The organism is Absiella sp. AM09-50 (assembly GCF_003433845.1).
Taxonomy (GTDB): Bacteria; Bacillota_I; Bacilli_A; order Erysipelotrichales; family Erysipelotrichaceae; genus Hoskinsella; species Hoskinsella hominis.
On the sequence record NZ_QVFI01000017.1, the window covers coordinates 79,013 to 96,441 of the forward strand.

17 protein-coding genes are annotated in these 17,429 nt (G+C 31.0%); 14 read left to right on the top strand and 3 right to left on the bottom strand.

The annotated features are described in order from the left end of the window. The first annotated feature begins 127 nt into the window (after positions 1-127). The gene (locus tag DW114_RS14105) at positions 128-1,771 is read left to right on the top strand and encodes a putative manganese-dependent inorganic diphosphatase (RefSeq protein WP_117454378.1); all 1,644 of its coding nucleotides are present in this window, start codon (positions 128-130) and stop codon (positions 1,769-1,771) included. A 73-nt stretch (positions 1,772-1,844) separates the two neighbouring features. Here the strand turns inward: DW114_RS14105 and DW114_RS14110 are convergent, their stop codons facing one another. Beyond that, positions 1,845-2,621 carry a methyltransferase domain-containing protein gene (locus DW114_RS14110; RefSeq protein WP_333559255.1) on the bottom strand — a complete coding sequence of 259 codons (777 nt, stop codon included), beginning with the start codon at positions 2,619-2,621 and terminating at the stop codon, positions 1,845-1,847. Between the two features lie 193 nt (positions 2,622-2,814). Here DW114_RS14110 and DW114_RS14115 point away from each other — a divergent pair, with 193 nt between their 5' ends. The 13 genes from DW114_RS14115 (at position 2,815) to DW114_RS14175 (ending at position 14,031) form a co-directional block, all read left to right on the top strand. Beyond that, positions 2,815-3,192, top strand: a complete 378-nt coding sequence (locus DW114_RS14115) for a GntR family transcriptional regulator (RefSeq protein WP_233509573.1) — start codon at positions 2,815-2,817, stop codon at positions 3,190-3,192. A 23-nt stretch (positions 3,193-3,215) separates the two neighbouring features. After that, positions 3,216-3,926: a hypothetical protein gene (locus tag DW114_RS14120; protein ID WP_117454380.1), complete on the top strand. Its 711-nt coding sequence runs from the start codon at positions 3,216-3,218 to the stop codon at positions 3,924-3,926. Beyond that, positions 3,923-5,149, top strand: coding sequence for a hypothetical protein (locus DW114_RS14125; protein ID WP_117454381.1), 1,227 nt, complete (start codon positions 3,923-3,925; stop codon positions 5,147-5,149). The genes DW114_RS14120 and DW114_RS14125 overlap by 4 nt, the downstream gene beginning before the upstream one ends. A 20-nt stretch (positions 5,150-5,169) precedes the next feature. Further along, a complete protein-coding gene (locus DW114_RS14130) occupies positions 5,170-5,829 on the top strand; it encodes a hypothetical protein (protein WP_117454382.1) in 660 nt (219 codons plus the stop codon). Continuing rightward, positions 5,829-6,947, top strand: a complete 1,119-nt coding sequence (locus tag DW114_RS14135; protein WP_147322633.1) for a hypothetical protein — start codon at positions 5,829-5,831, stop codon at positions 6,945-6,947. Before DW114_RS14130 ends, DW114_RS14135 begins: the two co-directional genes overlap by 1 nt. 21 nt (positions 6,948-6,968) lie before the next feature. Next, the gene (locus tag DW114_RS14140) at positions 6,969-7,652 is read left to right on the top strand and encodes a hypothetical protein (RefSeq protein ID WP_117454384.1); all 684 of its coding nucleotides are present in this window, start codon (positions 6,969-6,971) and stop codon (positions 7,650-7,652) included. Then, the gene (locus DW114_RS14145; protein WP_147322632.1) at positions 7,649-8,800 is read left to right on the top strand and encodes a hypothetical protein; all 1,152 of its coding nucleotides are present in this window, start codon (positions 7,649-7,651) and stop codon (positions 8,798-8,800) included. The genes DW114_RS14140 and DW114_RS14145 overlap by 4 nt, the downstream gene beginning before the upstream one ends. Before the next feature lie 14 nt (positions 8,801-8,814). Next, positions 8,815-9,546: a hypothetical protein gene (locus DW114_RS14150; RefSeq protein ID WP_117454386.1), complete on the top strand. Its 732-nt coding sequence runs from the start codon at positions 8,815-8,817 to the stop codon at positions 9,544-9,546. 17 nt (positions 9,547-9,563) lie between these two features. Then, positions 9,564-10,250 (top strand): hypothetical protein, encoded by a 687-nt coding sequence (locus DW114_RS14155; RefSeq protein WP_117454387.1) that lies wholly within the window; start codon positions 9,564-9,566, stop codon positions 10,248-10,250. After that, on the top strand, positions 10,247-11,449 hold the full coding sequence (locus DW114_RS14160; RefSeq protein WP_117454388.1) for a hypothetical protein: 1,203 nt from the start codon (positions 10,247-10,249) through the stop codon (positions 11,447-11,449). The genes DW114_RS14155 and DW114_RS14160 overlap by 4 nt, the downstream gene beginning before the upstream one ends. A gap of 85 nt (positions 11,450-11,534) precedes the next feature. Continuing rightward, entirely contained in the window at positions 11,535-12,209 is a 675-nt protein-coding gene (locus DW114_RS14165; RefSeq protein WP_147322631.1) for a hypothetical protein, read from the top strand. Next, positions 12,206-13,351: a hypothetical protein gene (locus DW114_RS14170; RefSeq protein ID WP_117454390.1), complete on the top strand. Its 1,146-nt coding sequence runs from the start codon at positions 12,206-12,208 to the stop codon at positions 13,349-13,351. Before DW114_RS14165 ends, DW114_RS14170 begins: the two co-directional genes overlap by 4 nt. After that, on the top strand, positions 13,351-14,031 hold the full coding sequence (locus DW114_RS14175) for an ABC transporter ATP-binding protein (protein ID WP_117454391.1): 681 nt from the start codon (positions 13,351-13,353) through the stop codon (positions 14,029-14,031). Before DW114_RS14170 ends, DW114_RS14175 begins: the two co-directional genes overlap by 1 nt. 207 nt (positions 14,032-14,238) lie before the next feature. Here DW114_RS14175 and DW114_RS14180 read toward each other — a convergent pair whose 3' ends face one another. Continuing rightward, positions 14,239-15,600, bottom strand: coding sequence for an ATP-binding protein (locus DW114_RS14180; RefSeq protein WP_117454392.1), 1,362 nt, complete (start codon positions 15,598-15,600; stop codon positions 14,239-14,241). Positions 15,601-16,109: 509 nt separating this feature from the next. Next, on the bottom strand, positions 16,110-17,339 hold the full coding sequence (locus tag DW114_RS14185) for a hypothetical protein (RefSeq protein WP_117454393.1): 1,230 nt from the start codon (positions 17,337-17,339) through the stop codon (positions 16,110-16,112). Between the last annotated feature and the right edge of the window lie 90 nt (positions 17,340-17,429).

Here is a 17,429-nt window from a genome sequence, read left to right on the forward strand (position 1 = left end):
AAGTTCATTTGATATGAAATGGAAGATATCTTTCATTCATGACAAATTTGAAAAACTTCTTAGTAATATGAATTGCTTTTTTTATCATCTTCGCTATAATTAAAACGTACTAAAAGGGGTAGATGCCATGAAAAAAAATAAAACTGTCTATATAACTGGACATCGCCATCCAGATACAGATTCGATTGTTTCTGCGATTGCTTATGCACAGTTTAAAGAACGCAAAGGCGTTCATGCAATTCCATGTCGTTTAGGAGATATCAATGCGGAAACACAATATTTATTAGATCGATTCCATATTGAAAAACCAATGCTGTTTGAAGATGCCAGAGCTACACTTGATGAAATAGAAATTGATGATCCATTAACAATTTCGCCAACAACGACCATCAAAGAAGCATTAGAGCTTATGACATCCGAGAATAAGCAGTCATTTGGTGTTGTGAACACACAAGGGAAATTGATGGGTATGGTTACTCGTTCTGATGTCGCAACTATTGGTTTGGGCGATACCGCATTGTCTATTAAATTATTGAAAGAAACGCCGACAGAATATATTGCGAAAACAATTAATGGTTCTGTGATATATGATGATCCTAAGCGTCATTTTAATGGAAAAGTCAGTATCATTGCGATTGCGGAAACACGCCTTCGTAATTATGAATTAAAAGATCGTATGGTAATTGTAGGAAATGATCAGGATGCACAGATTACTGCCATTGCGAAAGGCGCAGGAATGTTAGTGGTTGTGTGGACAGAAGAAATTGCCGATGAAGTATTAGAAATGGCAAAACAGTTCCATTGTCCAATTGTTCGATCAGGGCATGGAACAATGAATACAACACGTTATCTGTTCTTTGCACCACCTGTGAAACTGATTATGAAAACGGATCTTGTCAGCTTCAATATCAACGAATTTGTGGATGAAGTTGGAAAGAAAATGTTGAAATCAAGATATCGCAGTTATCCAGTCGTAGATGATGACAACAAGCTTTGCGGTTATGTTTCTCGTTATCATATCCTGAATCAACACAATAAGCAGGTAATCTTAGTTGACCATAATGAATATTCCCAATCTGTAAAAAGTATTGAGAAAGCTGATTTATTAGAGGTCATTGATCACCATCGTGTTAGTGATATTGCGACAAACCGTCCTATTTTCTTCCGTAATGAAATTATTGGAAGTACGGCTGCCATTATTACTTCTATGTATATGGAAAATCAGATGAGTATTCCAAAAGAAACTGCTGGTCTGCTACTGGGGGCTATCATTTCAGATACATTGAAATTTAAATCGCCAACCACAACAGAAAAAGATATGGGAATGGCAAAGGTTCTAGCAGATATCGCAGAACTTGATATTGATGTATTTGCGAAAGAAATCTTTAAAGTCAGCAGCAACATCTCCAATAAATCAATGGATGAGCTATTAAATCAGGATATCAAACGCTTTGAAATTGATGGAAAAGCTGTGGCTATTGCTCAGATTATCGCTTATCAGGTATCTGAAGCAAGAGAAATAGAAACAGAATTAAAAGCAGCCATGCATGATTTTGTGAATGCGAAAGCATTAGATTTATTAGTTGTGGCATTTACAAGTATCCTTGAAAATGGTTCTATCTTCTATGCATCTGGAGAACTTGAAAAAACAGTTGTGGAAGCATTCCCTGATAAAGAGGGGGAAACGCATAGTTTCCAAGAGGATATCTTATCTAGGAAAAATCAGATTGTGCCTTTATTATCAAGAGCAATTATCAATTCTATAGGGTAAAAATCCATCTAAATGATGGATTTTTTTATACACAACAATCGTGGTATGTAAATGAAATATCTTACTTCATAAATTATTTATAAGCTTTAAAAAACAACCTTCTAAAGCCAAAAATAATATCTCCGTTCTTTGTCGGTGGATATGCAGATATCGCTTTGTCTAATATCTCTTTCTCAAAAGCGATTCCTTTTTCAAAATCAAGTTTTGCCAGATATGGTCTGATTTTTGTACTTCTGATCCATTCAATTAAAGCTTGGTGATTAGGCAGTAAATGAAAGTATTTGGTTTCCCATATATCAAATTCTGTGCAACATTTGGATAAAATTTCAATATAGGAACGTGAATCCAGCGTTACATTATGCTCAATCTGTAGTTTATCAAATCCCCATTTTGAATCAGAAGTTACTTCATTTACGATTTTATATAAAGGTTCTTCATAATTATATGGCATTTGTACAGCTAATACACCATGATCGCTTAAGTGATCCATCAAAAAAGGAATTAGGGTCTGATGATCTGGGACCCATTGCAGGCAGGCATTAGAAAAAATCAAATCGTATGTTCCTTTTAAATCTAACACATCACAAGTATAAAAATCTATATCAGGAAATCGGTTTCTCGCTTTATCAATCATATTTTGAGAACTGTCAATCCCTATGATTTTTGCATCAGGAAATTGATGATATAAAATTTCTGTACTATTTCCAGGACCGCATCCAATATCAACAATACTATGTGGAGTGCAATCGCTGATACGCTTCACAAGATCAAATGCAGGCTGCGTTCTTTGTTTTTCAAATAATGTGTATTGGTTAACATTCCATTCTGACATCATTATATCCTCCTTCAATAATATCTAAATTTTATCATATACAAATGAAAAGTGTTTAAAATAAAATGAAAATCAAGGTTTCTGTATAACATTTTGTGTAAACTCTACTTTTAACATCCCCATGATGATATTTTGTTTAATATCATAAATAATCTTCCTTTCTATTGACAGTTAAGTGTATTAGTGCCATAATACAGTTGAAGGAGGTGGTATGATGATATCCTTTCACTCAATGGAACTGCATAAGAAGGAGCCAGTGTATATTCAGATATGTCGTTACATGAAACAGCGCATCCTGATGAATGAAATTAAAGATCATGAGGAATTACCAAGTCGTCGAGAACTTGCTACACAGTTATCCATCAATCCAAATACTGTTCAAAAAGCCTATAAAATGCTAGAAGAAGAAGGTATTATTCGTACCATCAGCAATGTAAAAAGCGTGATTGTGGTCAATGATGAAATTATAAACCAGATACGAAATGAATTTGTAGAATCAGATATTAAAGAATTTATACAAAACTGTAAAAATAGTGGAATGAACTTCCAACAAGTGATCGCATTACTGACAAAGTATTGGGAAGATTAATTTTTTTGTATATGAGGTGTATTATGGATATAATACAGAAAGGGGAAATTATGAAAGAAATGTTTAAATATATGGAAAATACTTGTGATCAAAGTGTCAAGCATTTATGTATTATCTATATCATTTTATTAATTGTGCAATGCACTCTTGGATTAATGAATCCTAATTCAGATGCTTTGGTTTATTATTTTCTGATGGCTATTGGATTTATAGCTGTCAATCGTATCCATGTACATCGTCTGAATAGTTTAATCAAAGATGGCGCAATCAATCGAATACGGTTAATTCCTATGAATCGAAAATCTTTCTTACACAGTGAATTACTTTTTACCGGTGTATCCTATGCGTTATTGATTGTTGTACAGCAACTGGTAATCGCTGTTTTATATCTTCCCATCAAAGATCAGTTTCACTTTCTGGGTAATACATTTTGGTTATATCTATTAGATCATCAGGCAGCATTCTTCTTTATGCCATTTTCTTTATTACACTTGGTGATGATGATCATTGTTGTATGTATCATAACGATTGTATTTACATTTCTTCATGTTTCAATCGCCTTGGATAGTAAAAACTGTGGTATTTCTGTTATCTTATTATTTATTCTTGTCATTGTTACTTTTATGGAATATTTGTTTGGAAGCTTTATCTTAATGCTTATTTATATGATGATAGGGTTTATCGCTTATCAATTATTGAAATCAGCCTTTGGCGTAAGGAGGCAATCAAAATGAAAAAAGTAAGAGTGTTTATGATTGTTTCAGTTGTATTGATTTTAATGAGTACAATTACATTTGCGATACTTTATCATCAACCTGATTTGGAATATCAAACAATTCATGGGGATGTATCTGCTTTACAGAATATTAAAGTGAATATGAAAATTAATACACAAAGATATGAAAATTCATCACATGCGAGTCTTACATTTGAAAAGGGAAATATGCATACCAATATTGATAAAAAAAGCAATATAAAGATGATGAAAGATCTCAGTTTTGATGATTCTGTAAGTGTATATATAGATTACAAAAACGCAAAAGCCAATAGTGAATGGAAGAAACAAGATAAATATAAGAACAGAACAGTTTCACAAGCAGACATGGTTTATACAATCTTTTTACCTACTGGATTGGCTGTTTATAATAATCAGAATTATCATCCTATGAACATAACCATCAATCCTGAACTTACGATGTATTCCAATGATGATTATGAAATCATAGAAGAATTATATGATGAAAGTACAAATTCTATTTATAGGCTTCAGGACTTACATGATCAAGATAATATATATGCTTATTCAAATAACAATACTAATCTTATCGTACAAGATCAGGATGATTACTACTTTGTGCCATATCGTGATGCGTATACCAAAGGAACCAGTCATATTTATCGTATTTATATAAAAGATGAAAAAGCGTATTATGAAGAACTAGCGAGCCTGCCTGAACATCAAAAGGAATTAAAACTTTACACATACAATCATAAGCTATATATGATTGTGAAAAAGCAAGGTGATTATTATTTTCAAAAGTATGATGAAAAAGGAAACTTCCTTAAGGAAGTAAAATTATCTGACAAGAGGATTAATTATATATTTATCCATAATCATATCATCAGTATTATGGATGAAGATAATTGTTATATCGTGGATATGGATACAATGAAGATCTTAGATCAATGTAGTCTAGAAATGGTTGAAAAATCAGATAATAATAAAAATGTAAGCTTTAGATATGAAGATATCTTATATAAAGATAACACATTCTATTTTGTGGCAAAAATATATGGCTATTTGGAAGAAACGAATGTATCCTATACAAATATGGAAATCATCGCAATAAAAGGAAATAAAGAATTATATAGAGGACTTATGAAGTTAGAGAGTAAAACAGATTCACAAGTATATACGAACTATTCTTATGTGGATGTATCTGCGAATTTAGAATAAAAAGAAAGGAGGGCACCCATATGAAACAAACATTCCAATTAATTGAACAAACATGTGCAAAATCACTAAAGCCATTATGTATCACTTATATAATAGGATTTATATTAGGAACATTCCTTTTGGATATGGATGAATTTTTATGGACGATACTTATTGTGATAATGCTCGCAGTCATTTTGATCATACACGATAAACGAATGAAAAGCATTGTGGCAGATGGGGCATATCAAAGAATGAGAATATTACCAATCAAGCGTTATAGTTTGTTATGGAGTGAACTAATATTTGTGTCATCATCATTATTCATGTTGATTGTGACCTGTTATTTATCATGGATTTGTTCTATGTGGATTTTTGAATCAGCATATTCTGTAAATGCCTTATTCTTTACCGTGATAAACAATCCTTTGCTTTCTGTATTGGCACCTATTCAAATACAGGGATTTCTAGCAATGCTAATCGTTTTAAACATGCTGGCAATGCTTATCGTATTTTATACATTTTGCTCACATGCCTGGTCTAAAACTGGGATTGCGTTATTAAATTTGGGAATGGGTATCATTGCAGTGTTGTGTGTTCTTCAGTTTCAAAACTGGGTAATGATTATGATGTGTTTCTTGTTTATATGTATGAATTATTACTTCTTGGCAAAATGGCTAAGAGTTAGGAGGAATGCATGATGAAAAAAACAAAATACTTTATCATTTCATCCATTGTATTATTGTTGCTGGGATATGTTTCTTTACAATATGTATACACGCATGCAGACTTTAAAATTCATACGATGAGTGGGAATTCAGATATATTAAATGATATCACAATGAAGGTTACTTTTAATACACCAAAAGCAGTAGATGTTCTTTATAAGAATCAAGAAGTGACTTATCAAATTGTAAATCATAACGATCATGAGGAAATCCTTTACGCAGACCAAGAACCAGTTTATGATGATAAAAATAATGATGGATGGAAAGAAATCAAGGATGATACCTTTGCTTGTTCAGAGGATGATTGTAAATTATATCGAAGAGATATAGATGAAGTAAATATAAACTACCGAATTTCAGGAAGTGGCTCTTCATTTAATTCATTTATTTTAGAAACAGGTTTAAAGGATGTATCAAAAAATGGATATCAAATCTATCAAGAAAAAACGATCATAAACAACGATACAAGTAATTTATCAATCATACGTCCTAATGCATATGAACACTTCACATACACATTAAAGAAAATAAAAGACCATGAATATTATTTTATCCCAAATAACTCTGGTAATGTCAGTGGAGATGTTTATTTATATAAAGTGATGACGAAGGATGATAAGCTGATTGCAGAAAAAGTTGCGAAGCTGGATAATCAATATGAATATATGAACTATTATGTTATGAACCAACAATTGTTTGTGTTAGCATCTGAAAAGAAAACTAAAAATATGTATATGTTGTCATTTGATGAAAATAGCGCGATTAATCAAAAAACAAAGCTTCCGACCAAGAATATTTATAGTATTAATAATCAGCTCGTAGATCATTACATCGTTTTAAATGATGATACAACATATTATGCATTTGATTGTAAAGCCATGAAAGTTGTAGATGAATGTAAGGTTATAAATCGACAAAATCTGATAAAAACAGCATATCAAAATGGCAGATTTTATGCAATCAATTTAACAAGTAAGGTACTTGATATTAAAGTCTATGAACATGATAAAGAAGTCTATCATGGAGTAATACAAGCAATCAATGATATGTCCAAAGGAGGACTTCATGACATTGAGTTTCTAGATTCATAAATAAAAAAAGGAGGGATTTCGATGAAACAAATCATGGCAATCATGAAGGAAACATGTGAAAAAAGCATGATACCAACCATTATAATCAGTATGATATTGATGATAACGAACTTGATATATTCATATTTTTCTAAATATTACAATCTTATGAATTCACTTTACTTTAAGAAATTTATGATATTGGCATGTATTTGTTTGATTTATATTCAATATCGTAGAATGAAACGTTCCTATGCGTATGGTTCCTGGAATCGTATATTCCTTCTTCCAAAACAAAGAAGTACCATTGTCAAAAGTGAATGCTTGTTTATGCTCGCATCTTTTGGATTATTAATGATTGGAGAACTCATTAGCTGGATAATCATTTACCAGATATATCCATTAAATATAGCCAATCATAGAGAAATATTTTACTTATCTTCCGCATTAGATAATCAGCTGTTATATTATGTGTTTTCTTCTGATTTTATTCAGCTGTGTACAATAATAGGCTATTGGTTATTTCTCAGCCTTCAATCTACAACCGTTTGTATTGCGTTTATGAAAAAGGAATATGTCTTGCCTGCACTTATTATATTGATATTTGTAGTGATGTGGTTTTTTATAGATCAATCATATGTATGGTTTATCATCTTACTGGCATTTGGGATTAGTTTATATCTTTTGAATAAATTATTAGGTGGAAAAGGATGGTGGAAACGATGAAAAAAATAATCAGCTTTCTATGTGTTGGTTTATTAGGTGGATGTTTTTCATTGGGATATTTCTACTATCAAAGTCAAACTGCAGATTTTCAAATAAAAGATATCCAAGGGAATCGTGATGTATTAAAGAATATGGAAATCGAATATACGCATGCTGGTGAACAATCTTATTTAAAAGCTAGTATAAAGGATGCACATGTTTCCACAAAGATTGTAAAGGAAAGTCCTACTTATGATGTACTGAATCCAAGGCTTTATGATGATATAAAAGGTGTGGATATAGATAGAATTGGCAAAGAAACATCGAATCCATGGCTAGAAACAAATGCTGATGGAAGTACATCTTATCAACAAAAAATTGATGAGGCGCAACTTGTATATTATATGAATGGTCAGAAAGTAACTGAAATTCGTACAGATATTGTAGAGCATAGTGATGATAGCTTGAGTTTATATTTAAAGAGAAAAGATGGTAGAGATGATCAAACATATGCAAGAGAAGATGATCCAACAGCTCAATATGATTTTGATGTATGTGTTGCGATTCCTATGTCGGATGGTGCGTATTACTTTATGCCAGAAATAAATAATCATCGAAGTGGACAGAATTATATCTATCGAATCAAAGATTTTAAAGCAGAAAAGTTTGTGAAACTGCCACAGCGAAATGATTCTGTATTATTAAGAAATAAAGATTTATTGATTGTTGTTTCCTATGATAAGCCAAACTGGTATTTCACTGGTTATGATTTACAAGGGAATAAGCAATATGAATTAAAAATAGAAAGTATAGAGAATTGTGATTATGATGATTTATCTTTTATTAGCTTAAGGCAAAACAATCAATATATTAATATAAAAATCGATGAAACGATATATGTGATTGACGCAGATCGTGGAAAAATCGTTGATTCATTTCAAGACGAATTAAGCTATATTCAGGATATGTATTATAAAGATGGAAAACTTTATTTGCTAGGAAGGTATCAAAACATCAAGGAAAAGGAAACAGATGCGAGAATTTATGTATATGAGAAAAGCAAATTATTGTATGTTGGAAGCATCTATGAATGGGAATTATACAAATTAGATGGTGGTGGATATACATATGATCAAAATTTAGGCTTTAGGATGGATTTTAAAAGATGAAGGAGGGGATACACATGTGGAAAGCGATAGTACATCGAATAAAAACAGATTGGATCATGTTTCTGGTATGGGGAGTCGTAATTGGTGTCATTTGTGTACTACAAAAAACAGTGCTATTAGAATGGACACTAAAGCCATATATGCAGGATCAGCCAATAAATGAAATAGAAAGCATCGCATTTACCACAAAATCGATCATTTATCTGTTGTTTGTGATGATCTCAAATATCGTAACGTTCGCATATTTGTTGTATCGTGACTATGATAGTGGAAAGAAACGCTTTATGTTTTTAAGGAAACATCAGTATGCATGGTTTATCGCAGATACAATTGTGGTATTCCTGTTGCTGGTATGCTGTTATGTTTTTATACATTATATTTTAAAGCTGAATTTAATATCTACGATTGAACAATATCAGACGAAAGTAACACCAGCACAACTTGAGATGTTCTATCAGGAAGCTGTATCATCGAATGGCTATATCGCTCAAATATTGGTAATGAATTTGCGTCATTCTGGGGAAATGTTACTATGGCTGCTTGCGACTTCGATGTGGTGCCATGTGTTTGCGGTATCCAGACTGCTTCATAAACAACGAATAGAAGATATTCTAGTTTGTATTACCATAGTTCCATTGGTATTATGTTACCACCATTTTACTATGTTGGGGATTTCAGCACTATTGTGTATCACGTATTGTATATATATGAAAAATATCTGGCATCCAAAACGCATGTATGCGTAAAGAAAGCGGGTGGAAAAATGAAAGATATACTGTTTATGATGGAACAGAATTGCGCAAAAAGTATGAAAAAATTATGCTTGATTTATCCAATCTTTTGCGTTGTGGTCATCATGTCAATTGCCTTATTCGCAGATAATCAATTGCTGTTTGATATCATTTTGATGGCAGGCTTATTGATCATTATGAAGGTGCATTTTAATCGAATCAATGAATTGGTGAAAGATGGTGCCATTGTAAGATTACGCTTGTTGCCAGTGAAATCCTATGCATTTGTTGTGAGTGAATTATTGTTTTGTCTAGCATCCTATATGTTTTTATTTGTATGTCTTTATTTTTCCTGGTTTGTTTATGCATATATGATATTGGGTATTACAAACAGTAATGAATTCATTATTGCGACATGGTCCACGATTTCCATTTCCTTTCTGTTTATGGATAATATTTGGAATATTGCTTTGATGATTGTTTATGTCATGCTATTCGCATTCCAGACCCTTGCGACTTCCTTATCTATCGCTTTGAAAGAAAATACGATTTCAGTATTTCCAACAATCTTTGTATCATATGAGATGATATTCAATATGAATACGGTGGATGAAACTATGTTTTTTGTTATTATAGTATTTATTACAGGCGTAATTTTATATGATTTCTATCATATGAGAAAATTCATGAACCTGAATCGAAAGAGGGTGTCAGAATGAAAAAGGCCGGATATGTTGCATTTATTTTAATATCTTTAATTATGTTTCTATGTTGTATGTGGTTATCAGGTACACAAGTCAAACAATTTGAAATGGAATTGAATGATTTAGAAGGCAATCGTAAAGTTTTAGATTCTCTGAATTATCAAATGACTTATCAAATTGGACAGCGTGATATTGATATCCAAGCATCAGGCAGTAAATTTCAGTATCATATTCAAACCACAGATTCCACCATTTATGAAAACCTATATAATGGTAAAAATGAAGTCATTGGAGATAAATCTTATGAAATGAAGGATGATCAAAGTTATTTATTAAGTGATAATTGGAGAGATACTTATCAAAATTGTGATATTCAGGATGAAAATATAGCATCATACCCATTATCATATCGCTTGGATGTTTCACTTATTGATCCCAATGATAAACAAAAGGCAATTGTAACAACAAGTATTTCTGACAACAGCAATGATGAATATCAACTAAAAAAATATATGGCAACCTGTAAAGTGAATGATTCTGTGACAAAGGGTTATCGTATAGAAAAAGATAAGATAAAAGACATTCATCGTGGTTTGTATTTTCAAGATAATAAAGAAGATAGAGGACGTGGTGTTTATCAAAGAAAAGATACGATATATTTCATGCCGCCAATGGACCAGCATGCCATCGGACAAAATGAGATTTATGAAATCAATTTGAAAGAAAACCAAGAAAATAAAGTCACTGCCATCACAAAACTTCCTAAAAACCGTTTATATGAAACCATGGAGATTTCAGATAATGAATTATATGTATTTTCACACGATGATACCCATTTGTATATCACAGTATATCAAACAGATGGTACCCTGGTGAAAGAAATGAAGATAGATTATCAATATCACAAAGACGATGCACTTACAGAAATGTATGTAAGAAATCATCATGTGATTTGGAAAATAGGAACGAAGTATCGAGTGATTGATATGGATCATATGAAAACTACAGATGCCATAACGATTGAACAGGAAATGTATGATCTAACATATGTGAATGATATGCTATATCTCTTGACCAAAGGCAGTGAGGAAGAAAGCTGGTATCTACAGGCATATCAGGGCAGTGCATGTGTTTATAAAGGAGAAATCAAAGTGCCTTATCGAATGGATCATACGATAAGCAAAATAAAAGAACATGGAAAGTTTTTAAACTAAGGAATAAATTTGAAAATTGACTACTGTATTTAGATAAACTGTGATATCGTTAAGGTAGAGGAAACATGTGGAAGAAGGTGTTCATATGAAACAGATATTTACGATTATGGAACAGACAAGCAGGCATAGTATCAAAGCAATTTCTATCCTTTATATCATCGTTGCCATAGGTATGATGGCACTTGGTTTTACGCAACAGGTTTATAGTTATACCTATTTGCTGCTTGTCATGGTAAGTGTGATTGCATTATGGATCATACAAATACGACGGATATCTAAACAATTTAAAACAGAAACTTATCAACGTATTTTATTATTGCCAGAAAAGAAAGCCTATATGTGGAGTGAGTTAATATTTCATATGATTACCTTTATGGGATTGTTTCTAGTATTTTATTTTAGCTGGTTATTATATTTGATGATTAGTGGTATGCACAGTGTCAATCAAATTGTACTTACAAGCTGGGATAATGCGATTTTTAAATTGATGCTTCCATATGAACGTTTAAATTTAATCGGAAATCTCATGTTATGGATGAATATTGGAATACAGTGCTATGTATTTACGATTAGTTTTAAGTTGAAAAAATTTATATTCGTAATCCCTGTGATCATCTTAGATTTTTGTCAAATTCAATTTAGTTGGCAATATTCAGATTATTCTGTGATCTTTCATATGATGTTTTATATTGCTGCTTGGGGTTATTCTTATATTTCTTTAAAACAAATATTCAGGCAGAAAAAGGAAGTGAAATCATGAAAAAAACAGTTGTATTTTCTGGTATTATCGCCATTGGATTATTGGTTTATTTATGTTCATCTTCCTATATGACGCATAGTTTGACATTAGAGTTTCAAAATGAACAAGGAAATCGTGAGGAATTAGCACCAGTAAGCTTCCATGCCTCTTATAAAATAGGAAAAAATATGACGGAATTCACATTAAAAAATGGTAGAATAAATACCACACATCACAAAGAAAACCAAAAATTTTCTAATCATTATGACTATACAAGGAAGCGTTTATATGAAGATTTAGATGCTTATATATTATATCAAAGCGATAAAGGAAAAACTTATCAAGTAGAAAGATGTAATCCTACACAACAATGTCTGAATGAAGCATTGGTAGGTTATGGATGGCAAAGAAATGCGAATGATTATAAATTTTTCACTGACTTAACCGATTACAGTAATGAAAATTATATGATTATGTATTCTGCTGGAGAATGGAAGCGTGAGCATCTTGCGATGGATCAGGGGGAAGAAACATATGACCTTCAACTAGTTCGACAGGATGTTTTATATCAGATTAATGAAGAATCTTATATCTTTGCGCCAATTACCAATGAAGCAATGAAAGGTGATAATTATATTTATGATATCACTTATAATAAAGGTGAAAAGAAAGTCAAAAAACTAACAAAACTGCCTGTAAACAGAATATATGATACCAATCAGTTTATAGATGATATCTTATATATCGCAAGTCATGATAAGCAAAATATATATTTGGGAATGTATCAAACAGATGGAACAATGATAAAAGAAATCTCAGTGAAAGGAAAGTTAACAGCATTTGATCAAAGCACATATATACAAAAAAAGGATAACGTTCTGTACATATCCACAGGAGATAAGCTGGTATTGATCGATGCAGATGATTTAGAAACTTTATATGATATTAATTTTAAGGTAAACAAAGTACATGATATTCTGTTATGGAATGGAAAATTATATGTGAATGGTCTACTGCCAAATGAACAAGGATGGCGATTAGCTGTATATGAAGGTAATGCCTGCCTATATCAAACAGATATCATCATCCCTTACGATATGTCAATTGCGTATATGAATGGCTTGATGGATTTTGGAACATTTGAGAAATTGGAGGAAAAATAATGCTAATATTAGATAATGTGAGTAAGACATATACAAATGGAAAAGGTATAAAAAATTTATCCATACAGTTTCAGGAGGGAGAAATCACTGGAATTCTTGGAAGAAATGGTAGTGGTAAAACTACTATGTTGAAATCAATATTAGATCTGATTCAAATTGATAACGGTAGCATTTTATGGAATGAGAAACCTGTTTATGATCAATATCAGGATGTGGCTTTCATCAGTGAAGAAGGTAGTTTTATGCCGAATATGTCCGCAAAGGAATATGGAATTTTTTTAAAGGATTACTATATTCATTTTGATCAAAACAAATATGATGAACTATTATCAAAGTTTGAAATATCCGATGGTGGAAAAATAAAAGAGTTTTCAAAAGGACAACAAATGAAAACAGAAATTGCAGCAGGATTTGCGATGAATGCGAAACTGATTGTTTTAGATGAACCTTTTAATGGATTGGATGTATACGCAAAAGAAGATACGATTAAATTATTGATTGAACAGCTACATGATGATACCATCATTTTAATTTCTACACATAACATTGAAGAAATTGAAACAATTGCGGATCGCTGTATTGTGATTGATGGAGGAAGTCTAGTAGGAGATACAACCATGGATCAGCTGCATGAGGAAGGGAAGGATTTAAAAGATTTGTTGGATCAATATCGAAAATAGAAAAAGGCAGACAAAATTTAGAGAGTGTAAAAGTTTACCACTGACCGATATGTGGTATATAAATGGTTGGGTTGAAAGTATTGTCCTTCACTATGATTGTGAAGGACTTTTTTGTGAATTGGGATTGTTTCTATAGGATTGTATGTAGTAAGGTTTTTCACTATATTCATCTAATACTAACCAATCCTATATTTCTATAGGCTAAGTCTATAAACAAAATGTCATATATGCTGGAATACAAACGATTTTTGAATTTTTCACAGATAAGTTTTTGGTATGAATAATATAAGCAGTACCAATTCTCTTTGAATATAATTCAACAAATTTTTCAAGAGATGTTGTTGTATATTTTTTGTTAGATTTTACTTCTATAGGATGAATTTTTGGTTTTGTCTTAGAACCATTAGAAATAATAAAATCTATCTCGATATCATTCCTATGCTTTTCTTTGTTATACTTTGTGTAAAAGAATAAAGGATAGTTGTTCGCTACTAAACATTGTGCAATTGCATTTTCAAATAACATACCTTCATTGCTGGATAAATTATCATTTAATATCTGCTTGTATAATTGACCATCGGATATTTCTTTTTCATTAAATGCATGAGATACAAGTAAACCAGTATCACCCATATAACATTTAACATAGGTACGATCTTCATTTAAAGCTAAACCAACATTAGGATCGTTACAATTAAAACACTCATTGGCAATCATGGAATTACCTAACCAATAAAATGTATCCTGATACATAGGAAAAGCGGAGTTCAATTCGATATTAGATAAGCGTACTCGTTTTTCGTGTTGTGATAGAAATGATGGTATTTGATCATAAATGGACAAAACTTTTGTACGATATTTCGCTTGAATTTTGTTTATGTCATCTCGATATAATGCTAGAATATCCCGTTTTTCTTCATCTGAACTTATAAAACTTCTATTATTTTCTAAGTATTTAGATAAACTCATTGGCATACCACCAATCAGCATATACTGCTTAAAAAGAAGCATAGCTTTATGATGCAAAGTATCATCTAAAGGCTTGAGGTCTTGATAACATTTTTTTATATATTCAACTAGCATTGTTTCATTCAATGCCCAACAAAATTCTTCAAAATCTAAAGGATACATCTTCAATTTTCGTTCTTCAGAAGGAATCGTGATATCCTTAACATTTTCTTTTATAGATATGAGCGATCCAGTTTCTATATAGTCATAACGGCCATCTTTTACAAGTTTTTTTATAGATTGACGTGCTTTAGGAAATTGTTGTACTTCGTCAAAAATAATGATGGACTCCTTTGGATATAATTGAACATTATATTCTACACTTAATATCATGAAAAAAGTATCTAAATCATTTAAATAAAGAGAAAAAGCATTCTTAACAGCATCACTTGCGTCATTAAAATCAATCAATAAATAGCTTTTATATTCATTTTTCGCAAATTCTTCCACAATTGTGGATTTTCCAATTCTACGAGCACCTTCTATCATCAGAGCTTTCTCTCCAGCAGCATTATTTTTCCAATCAATTAATTTCTGATATATCTTTCTTTTAAATAGCACAGCTATCACCTCAAGTTGATTATATATCTTCATGAGGTAAAACGCAATATAAAAATGGTTATTTTATATATAAAACGCAAAGTAAAATATAGCGAATTTATATATAAAACGCAGTATGATGTATATGTTGTTTCCATATAAAGCGCAATGAAGCCTGTTTTTGGATAAAAGCAATAAGAGATAAAGAGATTATCATAGCCAATGGATCTATTCTTCCGTTATCACAGAAAAGATGTACAGAGTTTAAAAAAGCTTTTGAGGAATATGTATTATATTATAAATAAGATAGATTAAGATATGATAGAAAAAGAAATGTGTAAAACTTTTGAAGATATGCTTTGGGTTTATAAAAAAAATCCTCGATTTTGAAGATTTTTTTCTACATCCAATTTGAAATAATATATCTCATAGATAAGAAATTAAGGAAATCATTATCAAAACTTTAGTGCATTGATCATTGTGAACAATAGGCGAGAGGACTTAATTTTCCACTTTATAATCTCTAATGATTATCCATAATACTTTTTAGCAAAAACTATTCTATTACCTAAATATAAAATGATATTATAGCTGAAGATGACAAGCATACCTAATGACCATGGATAATAGCTCGTTCCCATAACATTCATACCCGGATCTCTATATGTCAATGGATTAAAAGAATTTATGAATTCCATTGAAGTTAATGGCGATATAAATATCAATGCTAGAATTAATGCTATATTAATCGTTAAAGCTAAATTTGGATTCTTAATTAATCTTGTGATAAACATATTGATTTGAACATACAAAAATATCAAAGCGATATATAAAATAAGCGTTAATAAAATTCCTTGCCATAAGGGAATGAAGTCCATGTATGGATTAAACAGCATATTTATACTTGTATATGTCAATCCAAAGTTCGTCATTATACCTGATTCAATAGATTCTTGTAAAGTTCCTAAATTATATAAATTAGGAAAGAAAGAATAATGTATACTTGATATACCTGCTTTATTAGCGAATAAAGGATAAGATAAATTTTGGAAATGATCAAATATGCCTAAAACTAAAGTAAAACACAGTATAGGCCCAAATATTATCATCATTATAATCAAGGAATTAGCAACAACTTTCCCAAAAATAAATCTGTTTCTTGCTTTTGGAATTACCATCATAGTTTTATCAATTCCCATATCATGATATTCTTTTCGATCATTATAAAATAATAATATAATTAAAATTGGTGTGGCATAAACTAATATGTTTCGTAAGATCTGTAAAAAGACTGTAGTACTATCCACATGAGAATAAGTCATAGGAACTAGATTTTTTTCATATAGTTCAGTAAAATAAGTTAATTCATGAAGTGGCCAAGAAAACATTTCTGCTGCATTTGCGTATGGATCTAAAATTTCACCATAAGATTTAATTGATGGAAAATTATATTTTGCTCTTATTTGTTCAAGACGATCTGAATTTATATAATACTCGCTAAAATCTGTAGGATAATAAGAAAAAACTTGTCCGTAGTAACTATTATATTCCATTGCTTTTAGATACATATTCTGCCAATCTTTATCTTGTTCATATTTAGAATATAACAAAAGACTTTCTGATAATTTCTGAACGTCTTTTTTCCCTTGTTTTAATAAATCTGGAGAAGCATTTAAAACAAAATACGATTCTGTTGCAACCCAATCCGATGAAGCGCTATAAACATCTTCAATAGAAGATTTATTGTACAATGTTATCATTAGTATAAGTTCACACATAAATAAGATAAATATGATTAACCAATGCCAATAAGTTAAGGGTATTGACAAAAACAAAAATCAGGAATATAG